Consider the following 10,475-nt stretch of genomic DNA (forward strand, 5'->3'; position numbering starts at 1 on the left):
CGCGGCGGACCGCCCGGGGTCCGCCGCGCCGACGCCGCTACCGGTCCCGCCTTTCAAGTGTTGCGCTTCAAGAACGTCGACTCGCCATCATGCCGAGCACCGCGGTCCCGGCGGCGAAGCAGACGGCCAGTCCGCCGACGATGACGTTGCTGACGACCTCGGCGGTGGTGTGCGCGTTCCTGGACGCGTTGACCGCCCAAGGAGCGATGATGGTGAAAACACCGATCCCCGCGGCCGCCCAGCTCATCGCGTGCGTGCGCTCGTAGGCTGAGCCGAAGCCTCCGCCGCCCATGAAGAACACGTAGGCCACGCCGGCGATCAGGTTGGTCACGGCGAGCGTCGGCAGGCTTCCCTCGAAGCCGACGATCCACGCCGAGGCCGCCAGATACAGCCCGGCCAGCAGGCCAAGACCCTCCAGGACCTGCGCCACCACGTTGGTGGTGGCCCGCTCGGAGTGAGCACGCAGCGCAAGGATGTCCGGGTGTTCCGCGATACCCGGGAATGTACGTTCGGCCATGTCAGACACCTCCAAGGTCTCTCGCCTACAGCGTGCGGCCGCACCCGAGTACCCGTCGTGGGCCGAACGTCCCTCTGTTTCGCCGTTCAGCGCATCCTCGGCGCCCTGCCCAGCGCTGCGACGCCGCATCAACCACCGCGTCAACCCCCGCGACATCCGGCTGTGGCACGGCGCGGGCCTGCCACAGGGCGCCCCCGGCCACTGGCGACCACCAGGGCTCAGCCCCCCCCTCAGCCGCCGCCCCACCACCAGGGCTCACCCGCTACACTGGCGCCGGTGCGCAGCCTCCACGGGCAGTGCGCGCTGCACAGCTCCAGCGGAAGAACGCGTGGGACCTTGCGGCATCACCGCAGATCCCCACACGTTCTCCGGCGGAGCAACGCGTTCGCCTTCGTAGCTCAGGGGATAGAGCACCGCTCTCCTAAAGCGGGTGTCGCAGGTTCGAATCCTGCCGGGGGCACACGACTAAGGGCCAGTTCAGGGGCTTGATCCCCTCGAACTGGCCCTTCGCCATGATCACGGCCGTGCCACACACGTGCCACAAGGTCGGCTAGGAGTCCGCCTCCCCTCGCGTCTTGCGGATCATCGAGCCAAGCCGATCAGCGATCTCACGGTCGCGTCCGCTGACCACATGCTGATAGATCAACGCCGCGCGCGGAGTGCTGTGCCCCATCCTGGTCATCAGCTCCCGCAGGCTCGCGCCGGACGCGGCGAGCGTGTTCCCAGTGTGCCGAAGATCGTGGAAATGCACATCTGGGGTTACCTTCGCCTTGGTCCGCGCATTGATCCAGTCATCCCGGAAGTTGCTTCGCCGCAGCCGACCGCCCTGGGGGCCAAGGAAGACATGACCGTCGCGGCCAGCCCCGGCGAAGCTGTCGAGGTGCCGTTTCACGTCCGTCAGGAGTTCGGTCGGGAAGGCCACCGGCCGCACACCGGCATCGGACTTGGGCGCCTTGTCGAAGAGCGCGCCTGTCTGCATTTCCGCCTGTGAGCGTCGGACCATGAGGGCAGCGCTCTCGGTGTCCACGTCCCGCCGACGGAGCGAGGCCAGTTCCCCGAAGCGCAGACCGGTGAACGCAGCCAGGAGGACGAGCAGCCGGTAGCGCGGGGCGATCGCGTCGGCCACGGCAAACACCTCGGCCACCGTGAGGGTGGGACGCTCGGGTACGTCGTAGCTGTCGGCTCCCTTGATCCGGCACGGGTTTCGACGGATCAGCTCGTCGTCAACGGCCGTGTTCAGGACCGCGCGCATGATCTGGTACGCCTTGACCACTGTCGGCTCACCGGTCCGCTCCAGACACTTCGTGCGCCATGCTCGGACCTGTGCTGTCGTGATCGACGAGAGTGGCCGCTCACCGAAGGTGGGCAGAAGATGTAGTCGGATAACCGACTCGTGCCGCTCACGCGAACGGGCGGCCAGCTTGCGGTCCTTGAGCCATGCAGTGGCGTACTCGCCGAAGTGGACCTTGCCCGCGTCAGGGTCGGACCACTGGCCACGGGTGATGTCCGCCTCGATGTGGGTCAGTGCGACTTCTGCATCGGTCTTGGTGGCGTACGTCTCCTCTGCACTTCGAAGCTGCCCCGTCACAGGGTCCCGGTAACGGGCCTGCCAGCGCCCGGAGTTGAGCTGTCGGACCGAACCGAACCGACGACGCCTGCCTTGAGTGTTCGCCATTAGGCCACCCTCCGAAGCGCGCCAGGCCGAATCGTCACCGGCTGCACGGTGTTCGCAGCGATGTACTCGTCCAGCACTCGCTCTGAGACGCGGACATGTCGACCGACCTTGACGAAGGCGATTCGACGCTCCTCGATCAGACGACGCGCGAAGCGGACACCCGTACCGAGACGTGCAGCGACCTGCTTCACGTCCAAGAGTTGATCAGCCATCACCACTCCCCCTCCATCTCGTCATCGGGCATGTCAGCCAGTGCTTCGCGCGCGATCTCCCGGTTCAGACGGATGTCGTTTGCGATCGACGCGGCCAACCAGGACTCACCCGGCGTGTGGCCGTGTCCGGCGTAGGTCCAGTGGGCGAGTACGAGCGTGGAGCCCTCGGTGTCGTCGAGGTCTTCGGAGTAGCCGCGTTCCTGGCGTTCCTGGCGGGCGCGGTAGTCGGCCCTCACCTGTCGCAGGGCCCCGAGGGTGGTCGAGTAGCGGCGGGACTTCGTGGAGAAGTGGCCACGGAAGCCGAGCATGTGAGCCCAGCGCGCCAGCATCCGGTCCGGGTAGGCGTCGTCGAGGTCCAGGCACGTTTCGATCAGGCGGCGGGTGTGCGCGGGCAGGTGCGGGAGCCGTTCCAGCTCGGAGCGTTCCCCGATGCGGCGGTCGACGGTGCCGGTCGTCTCGGCGGCTTTGGTGGCGTACTTGGCCACGTAGGAGGCCACCGCCTGCTCGGTCAGTTCCTCGTGTCCGAGCGCGCCGATGGGCTGCACATCGATCTGCGTTCCCCATTCCAGCGAGCGGGCGGGGTAGGTGCCGGCGGATGCGAGGGGGACCGAGACGCGGGCGGCGGCAGCGCGGATCGCCCCGTCCAGGAGCACGGTCGTCGCCCAGGCGGGCGGGGCGGTGTCGGGACCTTCGGGGCCGTCGAGGCGGACCACGGCATGGAAGTGGATCGCGCCGCGCTTCTGGAACTCGGCCACCTTCCCGAAGGAGACCCGGCACTCCTCCTTCAGGGCGGCTTGGGTCAGGCCCGCGCGGGTGGCGATCTCCCGACGCAGGTAGACCGTGAAGCGGCGCCACAGGTCCCCGGCGTGGTTGTTCCACAGCACCGCACCCGCGTAGTCGTACCGTTCCGGATCGAGGGCTGTGCCCAAGGCCGGGTCGTCCTCGGTGTGGTCGGTGCCGCAGCGGCAGTGGCCGGAGGCGGGGCGGTTGTGGACCGGCCCGAAGCTCGGGGCGGTGAGGGTGGCGAAGACCCTCGGGTGGTCCCGCACGGTGTCGGGCACGGTCTTGCCGCCGGTGATGCCGGAACGGATCAGGTGGTAGGTGTCCCCGGCGTACGTCCAGGCACAGGACGGGCACTGGGAGGCCCGCCGGTTGCCGCAGGCGACCCGGAGGCGTCCGCCCGGTTCCTGCTCGGTGCTGTAGGAGTACAGAACCTGGCCGGTCGCAGCGTCGCGCGTAACGGTCGAGCCTTGCAGGTGGATCGGGTTCGAGCAGCCGCCCGTGCGGCGGACTTGTTCCTGCCAGCGGTCGAAGCCGGGCGCGTTGGCCACGCGGAGCAGGTCGGCAAGGGTGAGCGGGTCGGTGCCCAGGGAGGCCGCAGCACCGGCCACGGCCTCCGGGGCTACGGGGAAGCGGGTCACGCGCTCACCGCCCGCAGCGGCACCGCAGGGGTGGGCATGTACGGCTCTGCGCTCATCACGAGGTGATCGAGGCTGGCCATGTAGCAGCCGGTCAGCGGGGCCGGACCCAGACGCCGCAGGTGCAGGACCGGCGCCAGCGACGGCACCATGCCGTCCACCGGAGTGGACACCAGCAGATCGTCATCGGCGCGCAGCACGTCAGCCACGAGCCCGGAATGGGTGGCGAGCTGGATACCGGGCCGGTCGGCCAGCACGGCGAGCGCGTCAGCGATCTGCGCGGCCCGGCCGGTCAGCGTCTCGGGGATCACGATCCTTACCCGGACCCCGGCGTCCGCCTTCTCAGCGAGGAGGGCGGGCAGGTCACCGGCCACGTGGGCGAGGAAGACCAGGTTCGCCACCGCGAGGTCCAGCGTGGCCGAGGCGGAGTCGAGGACCTGGCGCCACAGCTCCATGGGGACCGTGGAGCGGGTCGTGTAGGAGGCGACGACCTCAGCCTGAGGGGCGACCACCGAGCGGCGGCGTTCAGCCATGGCGGGCCACAGGTGGTAGGGGTCGGCGTGCAGCAGTTTCGCGGCGGCGTGGGCGTGGCGGGCGTGCGGGGTGCGGCCCAGGGCGAGCCAGCGTTCCGCGCTCTTGGCGTCGATGCCCACGTGCGCGGCCAGTGCCTCACAGGTCACGTTCGCGGCGATCATCGCGCCCCGCAGCCGCTCGTTCCCGCAGGACTGCAAACGGTCGAGGGTCGTCGTCATGCCGCCACCGCCTCAGCGTCGAGGGCGAGCAGGTGACGCCGGACCGTCGCGAACTGGCTCCGGTTGAGGGTGCAGTGGATCAGCCGGTAGGTGTCGAAGCGGGACCGGTGCGCGTCCCACGCCTCACGGGTGGTGGTGTCGTCGCGGCACATCTGCCAGAAGCCGACCAGGTCACAGGTGCGGCCCATCAGCTCCGCCACACCGAGCCGGTTCGCACCGTCGACCATGAACCCCGCGACCTTGGCCAGGTCCGGGCGACGGTCGTGGGTGTAGTCCGAGGCGTACAGCGCGAGGACCAACGCCACCTCAGGCAGCGTGGCCAGCAGGGCCGGAGCGATGATCCCAGTTCGCGAAGCGGTGCACGTCGAAGGCATCATGGAACTTCCCTTCGGGGACGAAGGGGGCGACGACTTGCTTGGCGGTAGGGCGTCGCCCCCGGGCTACGCGGCCCGTTCAGCCGCATGACATAGGTTGCTATATAGCAAGGTAGAGCGCAAGACGTCTGGCGACATAGGGTGTACTAATTCGCCCTAGTCGATACGCTCGCTTCATGTCCGTTACCGACGACGACCTCAGGCCCAAGAAGGTGCAGATCGCTGACGCGCTGCGCTCCGAGATCGCTGCCATGCCCGAGGGTGGGAAACTCGCATCACTGCGCACCCTGGCTGACCGCTTCGACGTCACGCCCGTGACCGTGGGTAACGCGCTCCAGATCCTCATGGATGAGGGACTGATCAAGTCCGTGCCGACGCGTGGATACTTCGTCCAGGAATCGACGATCCGTAACGGTGACGATGCGCCTACCGACGAGGTTAGTCGAGAAGAGATCAATGCCATCCACTCCGAGATCCGACAACTTGCCGCCCGAGTGGCCGAGTTGGAGAAGCGAGCCGATCACACGAGCAGCGCCTAACGTGTGATCCACCATGCGCGCAGCGTGACTCCCCAGCCAGTGACAGCGCGGGTGTCACAGGGGGACAGCTCCGGTGACAGCCGCTTGTCACCCGCCGTGTCATCGGCCGCTGAAGTGCCAGACTCGAAGCACACACCCTGACGGGAGGGCACCATGAGCGACGAACGACCGGCATGGGCGCGGCGCATTGCTGCCGAGCGGGAAGCGCGCCAGTGGACGCAGGCGGAAGCTGTGGCGGCGCTGCGGGCGCACTCTCCCAAGAGGCTGCCCGATGGATCGAGCATGATCCGTCAGTGGAAGCGTTGGGAGTCCGGCGAGGTCACGCCGAGCGAGTTCTACCAGCCGATCATTGCCGCCACCTTCGGCACCGTGACGCACGCGATCTTCCCCGTACCTGTTCGGCGTGACGGTAATGCCGAGATCATCGCCGCGAGCGGCATGGAGACGATGGAAATCCTCAGCCGCATGCAGGCGTCTGACGTCGACAACGCGACCTTGGACGCGCTGAGGATCACCGCCGATCGGCTCTGCTCGGAATACCCGTACATGCCGAGTGATCAACTCGCCCTTGAAGGTCGACAGTGGCTCAAGCGTGTAGCGGGTCTCCAGTCGCAGCGGCTCACGCTGGCGCAACACCGCGAGGTACTCACGATCTCCTCTTGGCTGGCCTTGCTCGTCGGCTGTGTCGAGTACGACATGGGCAACCGGGCCGCCGCCGAGACCACACGCCGAGCGGTCCTCTCGCTGGCGAACGAGGCGGACAACACCGAGGTAGCCGGATGGGCCCACGAGATGCGCGCATGGTTCGCGCTCACGACTGGGGACTATCACGGGATCCTGGCCGCCGCCCAGGCTGGCACCGAGGTCGCCCCGAATCACGGCGTCGCCGTCCAACTGGCGGCCCACGAAGCGAAGGGCTGGGCGAGGGTAGGCGACCGCCGGAAGACCGAAGTCGCTCTTGATCGCGGACGGAAGCTCTTGGAGGGTATGCCGTACCCCGAGAACCTTGATCACCACTTCGTGGTGGACCCGGCCAAGTTCGACTTCTACGCGATGGACTGCTATCGCCTGTTGGGTGAGGACGCCATGGCAGAGACCTTGGCGAACGAGGTGATCCGGGTCGGGACGGACTTCGACGGCGCGGAAAAGTCGCCGATGCGGATGGCCGAAGCGCGCGTCACGCTGGGAGTCGTCGCAGCAAGGCAAGGGGATCTTGAGCAAGCCGTGGACTACGGCGAATGGGCCCTGAAGGGTGATCGGCAATCGTTGCCGTCATTGCTGTTGGTCAGCCGTGAACTTGCCGCGATCGTGAACCGTGACTTCGCGGGCGAGACCACAGGCCGGGGCTACCTTGAGCACCTGAACGCCCTGAGCCGCACCAAGTAGGCGCGTTACAGGTTTCTCTACCTCATCAAGGCCCGCGCACGGCGCGGGCGCGCGCCGCCTCTGCGGCGCGGCCTGCCTCCTGTCTTCGCCCCGGCTGGCCGCGCCCGGCGGCGCGCTGCGTGCATGCGGGCGAAGGTCAGGAAACACCCTCTGTGGCTGGGGCGGTCGGCTCCACGGCTTTAGGCAGCCACTTTGGGGCGAGCCTCTAAGATCATGGCCCAACGTCGTGCTTTAACGGGCAGGTCCACAGACTGCCCGACTCGCCATCAGCTTAACGGGCCATGATCACTCGCCCCAAAGCCGCTCCACCAACCGCGTGCCGCCCATCGGTCGTGGGGGCTGCAGCCAACAAAGCTACGACTTGAAAAGAAATGACCCGGGCCTCTGTGTTTTCTGGTCACTCACGACAAGACCGCCACGCCACCGACCCGTCTCATCTCTATATCGGTACTGAAGCCCCTTGACTCGCTCACCAAACATCTTCCTGACTCCGTGATAGGTCCCCGAGTTGTGCGGATTACCAGAGATTCCGGGACCATACGCCGAGGCAGCCATCGGGAATACCAGCGTAGAAGCAATCAAGTCCGCGCACTGGATTCCGACATGGTTCTCGCTGTGCGAAAAAACCGGAACCTCACGGAGCGAGCCGAAAGGATCACCACCCGTCCGCCACTTCTGTGTAAAGATCGAATGCGCAACCTTCACATTGGAGGCATGCACCCGACCGTCCGCAATGATCAGCCCCTCCGACGAATTGACCTGCAGAAACTCGCCGAAGTGTCGAGCAATGTCCTGCACTGCGTAGCAGTAGCTCGGCGTGGGCTTGAGGGGAGTGCCAGCCGCCTTGACCCACACACGACCGACGATCATCCCCTCATGAGACTCCACAATCGACAGCAAGTCCTTCCGAATTCGCTCCGCCTGACGCCTCTTATTGCGAGAGGATGAGCGCGTCATCTGAAGAACTTCCGAGCCTTTTATCTCGGTCAGGACATGATCGAGAGCAGGACCTTGAGCGAATCTTCCTGGAAAGTATCTTCTCTTCAGATCGAGGAAGTCGCGCGTGAGGGCAGGAACTTTAGCTGCCTCAACAATTAGCCCCATGATGACCATCACAGGGGTTGCACTTGGGCCAGCATCGTCGGGCTCACAGCCGCCGGACTCATCCAGGTAGCAAATATGCACCGCCATAACATAGCGCTAAGGCCGCCCCTTGGGGCGGCCTTAGGATGTGGTGTTCAGGTTTCCCCTATTCACCAGTTAGCTATGCTGCTGCAAGTGAAGCACACAGAAGCCGGAGCACGCAAGCCCAACGCGTTGGACATCAGGCTGTGCCGCTGACCTGGGGTTTCACCCAAGTGCGCGAGTCCCTGTCGACTAGGATCGCCCTGGTTTCAGTGCAAGCGGGATCCTAGTCGACAGGGAGACCGAAGGGAAGCCGCGCGTCCTGATCAAGTCGACTGTCGCTGACTGCTGACTGACCCGGCTAGCCAGGAGAGAAGGCAGCCGTGCCACTCCCGTGCCAGAACAGCCAGGGACTCACGGGGAACCGAGGTGCGATGCGGGGCACACGACTGGGCCCAATCAAGGTAGCGAATCCGCAGGTCACGCCTGCCGTCGCCCAACCTCGCTCCTAAAGCGGGTGTCGCAGGTTCGAATCCTGCCGGGGGCACAGAGAAACACCTGGTCAGAGGCCCTTCCGTCCATCGGACGGGAGGGCTCCTGCGCTTGCAGCACACATATGGCACACATGCCGTGCGCGCGGATGGTGGGGAGCTGTGCAGGATGCCCGACAAGGACGAGCTGGCCCGGCGCCGGTACGAGAAGCTGATCGACCGGCTTGAATCGAGGATGCGAGCCGCGCTCAAGCCCGAATACCAGGGTTACTACGGGCAGCTGATCCTGAGCGGCGACGATCTTGCCGAGCTGGGCGACCTCAAGGACGTCCGGCATGCCGCTCGGGAAGCGGGTCGTCGTCTCGGCTGGAAGACCACCACCCGTCTCGTGGGTGACCGGCTCTTCGTGCTCGACGAGCGGGCGGTGCCCGAGGAGATCGAGCGACTAGCCGGCGATGCGGCCGCTGCTGCGATCGACCGGGCCCGGCAGCAGAGCCTCCGACCGCGCGGCTGACCCGATCCGAGGCAGACGCAAGGGGCCGCCGCGCCGCGCTGGTGCGGCGGGGCGGCCTCCCTCGGTTACGGCTTCCCGGCACTGATCCAGGCACACATCACGCGGCATCGCCCTCCAGGGCGGCCACCTCCTCGGCGGCCTTGCGGGCCCTCCTCTCCGCCTTCTCCAGCTTGGCCTTCGCCTTGGCCAGTTGCTTGGCGCGGCGCTTGTGCATCTTCTTCGACACCTCGTCGAGGCGGTCAGGGAAAAGGTGCCCGTACGTGTCGAGCGTCAGGGTCGCGGACTTGTGGCCGAGCATCGTCTGCACGACGTTGACGTCCGCGCCGCTGGCGATTGCGAGCGAGGCCGCCGTGTGCCGCAACTTGTGCGGGGTGACCTTGAGGTGGCCCAGCCCGGCCTTCACGACCGCCGGTGCGAAGAACCGCTGACGGAAGTTCCGCGCCCTCAGCGGTCCGCCCTGAGGGGCGGTGAAGAGCAATTCCTCATCTCCCCGCCCCTGGACGTGCGGCTTCAACTCCTCTGCCAGGAACCGCGGGATCGGTACGGACCGACGCTCATGGTTCTTTGGAGTGTCGAGGTAGAGCTTGCCGTTGTCCTCGGCGTACGCCTCGACGATGTGGGCTCGACAGGAGGCCAGGTCCACGCGGCCCACCTTCAGCGCGGACGCCTCACCCCAGCGCAGGCCGGTGTAGGCCAGCAGCAGGATGAACACCCGGTATGCGCCCGACGCGTTGGCCAGCGCGTCGACCTGCATGTCGTCCAGGTACACGTGGTCAGCCGGCGCAGCCTTCGGCAGCGGCACGCCGACAGCCGGGTTGACCGCCAGCCGACGGGCCTTGACCGCATAGCCGAGAACGCGGCTGAGGACGACGTACGCCTTGCGGACCGACCGGGGGCTGAGCTTCCTGCCGCCGGTCGCCTCGCCGGACAGTAGGTCCGCGAGCCACTCGGCGATGTCCTCGAACTGGATACGGTCCAGCGGAGTGGTGCCCCACCTGGGGATCACATGGACGTCGAGAACGCCGCGATAGCGGCCCCGGGTCGAACGCTTGAGATGGATCTGGGCGGCCAGCCAGGACTCCGCAACCTCCGCGAACTTCACCCGGGCGGCGGCCGGATCACGGTAGGAGCCGTCGTTGAGACGGGACTCCATCCTCGTCCGCTCCGCCTCGGCGTCGACCTTGCGGACGAAGGTCTTCATCTTCGGCTTGCCGTCAGGGTCGTACCAGCGGACTCGGTAGCGCCCGGGTGGCGTACGGCCCGCCCGCTTGGCATCTGCTGCGGCACGCGCGTACGTCGCGTGCCCTATGCGGTCCTCGATCCAGACCCGCGCCAACTAGCACCCCTCCCAGTCTCCGCTGGGCACCGGCGGGAGCGGCAGGAGCAGCGTCGCGGCGCGGAAGATTTCAAGTCCAGTGAGACGGTTGTGACGCTATGAGGTTTGTGGTGCGGGTTCCCTGCGCTTGGCCGGG

11 protein-coding genes and 1 tRNA gene are annotated in these 10,475 nt (G+C 66.8%); 4 read left to right on the forward strand and 8 right to left on the reverse strand.

Going from position 1 to position 10,475, the window contains the following annotated elements; translation table 11 throughout:
• Positions 1-67 precede the first annotated feature (67 nt).
• Positions 68-517 (reverse strand): SPW repeat domain-containing protein, encoded by a 450-nt coding sequence (locus OFY01_RS11650; RefSeq protein WP_266598955.1) that lies wholly within the window; start codon positions 515-517, stop codon positions 68-70.
• 387 nt (positions 518-904) lie between these two features.
• Here OFY01_RS11650 and OFY01_RS11655 point away from each other — a divergent pair.
• Positions 905-977: transfer RNA gene (locus OFY01_RS11655), tRNA-Arg, on the forward strand.
• Positions 978-1,067: 90 nt separating this feature from the next.
• On the opposite strand, the gene OFY01_RS11660 is transcribed toward OFY01_RS11655, so the two are convergent.
• From OFY01_RS11660 to OFY01_RS11680, 5 genes are read right to left on the reverse strand one after another with little or no spacing between them, the layout of a single operon-like run.
• Entirely contained in the window at positions 1,068-2,192 is a 1,125-nt protein-coding gene (locus tag OFY01_RS11660; protein ID WP_266598956.1) for a tyrosine-type recombinase/integrase, read from the reverse strand.
• Positions 2,192-2,404 (reverse strand): helix-turn-helix domain-containing protein, encoded by a 213-nt coding sequence (locus OFY01_RS11665; protein ID WP_266598958.1) that lies wholly within the window; start codon positions 2,402-2,404, stop codon positions 2,192-2,194. Before OFY01_RS11665 ends, OFY01_RS11660 begins: the two co-directional genes overlap by 1 nt.
• Positions 2,404-3,825, reverse strand: coding sequence for a replication initiator protein RepSA (repSA, locus tag OFY01_RS11670; RefSeq protein ID WP_323135499.1), 1,422 nt, complete (start codon positions 3,823-3,825; stop codon positions 2,404-2,406). Before repSA ends, OFY01_RS11665 begins: the two co-directional genes overlap by 1 nt.
• Entirely contained in the window at positions 3,822-4,574 is a 753-nt protein-coding gene (locus OFY01_RS11675) for a hypothetical protein (protein WP_266598960.1), read from the reverse strand. Before OFY01_RS11675 ends, repSA begins: the two co-directional genes overlap by 4 nt.
• A complete protein-coding gene (locus OFY01_RS11680) occupies positions 4,571-4,951 on the reverse strand; it encodes a hypothetical protein (RefSeq protein WP_266598962.1) in 381 nt (126 codons plus the stop codon). Before OFY01_RS11680 ends, OFY01_RS11675 begins: the two co-directional genes overlap by 4 nt.
• 173 nt (positions 4,952-5,124) lie before the next feature.
• Here OFY01_RS11680 and OFY01_RS11685 point away from each other — a divergent pair, with 173 nt between their 5' ends.
• Together OFY01_RS11685 and OFY01_RS11690 are read left to right on the forward strand one after the other, a co-directional pair.
• Entirely contained in the window at positions 5,125-5,487 is a 363-nt protein-coding gene (locus tag OFY01_RS11685; protein WP_266598964.1) for a winged helix-turn-helix domain-containing protein, read from the forward strand.
• A 153-nt stretch (positions 5,488-5,640) separates the two neighbouring features.
• Entirely contained in the window at positions 5,641-6,873 is a 1,233-nt protein-coding gene (locus tag OFY01_RS11690; RefSeq protein WP_266598966.1) for a helix-turn-helix domain-containing protein, read from the forward strand.
• A 354-nt stretch (positions 6,874-7,227) separates the two neighbouring features.
• Here OFY01_RS11690 and OFY01_RS11695 read toward each other — a convergent pair whose 3' ends face one another.
• Positions 7,228-8,064 carry a DUF3800 domain-containing protein gene (locus OFY01_RS11695; RefSeq protein WP_266598968.1) on the reverse strand — a complete coding sequence of 279 codons (837 nt, stop codon included), beginning with the start codon at positions 8,062-8,064 and terminating at the stop codon, positions 7,228-7,230.
• A gap of 594 nt (positions 8,065-8,658) precedes the next feature.
• Here OFY01_RS11695 and OFY01_RS11700 point away from each other — a divergent pair.
• A complete protein-coding gene (locus OFY01_RS11700) occupies positions 8,659-9,003 on the forward strand; it encodes a hypothetical protein (RefSeq protein WP_266598970.1) in 345 nt (114 codons plus the stop codon).
• A 97-nt stretch (positions 9,004-9,100) separates the two neighbouring features.
• Here OFY01_RS11700 and OFY01_RS11705 read toward each other — a convergent pair whose 3' ends face one another.
• Positions 9,101-10,339, reverse strand: a complete 1,239-nt coding sequence (locus OFY01_RS11705; RefSeq protein ID WP_266598972.1) for a tyrosine-type recombinase/integrase — start codon at positions 10,337-10,339, stop codon at positions 9,101-9,103.
• Between the last annotated feature and the right edge of the window lie 136 nt (positions 10,340-10,475).

Origin of the sequence: Streptomyces beihaiensis, from assembly GCF_026274175.1 — a bacterium.
Classification (GTDB): Bacteria; Actinomycetota; Actinomycetes; order Streptomycetales; family Streptomycetaceae; genus Streptomyces; species Streptomyces beihaiensis.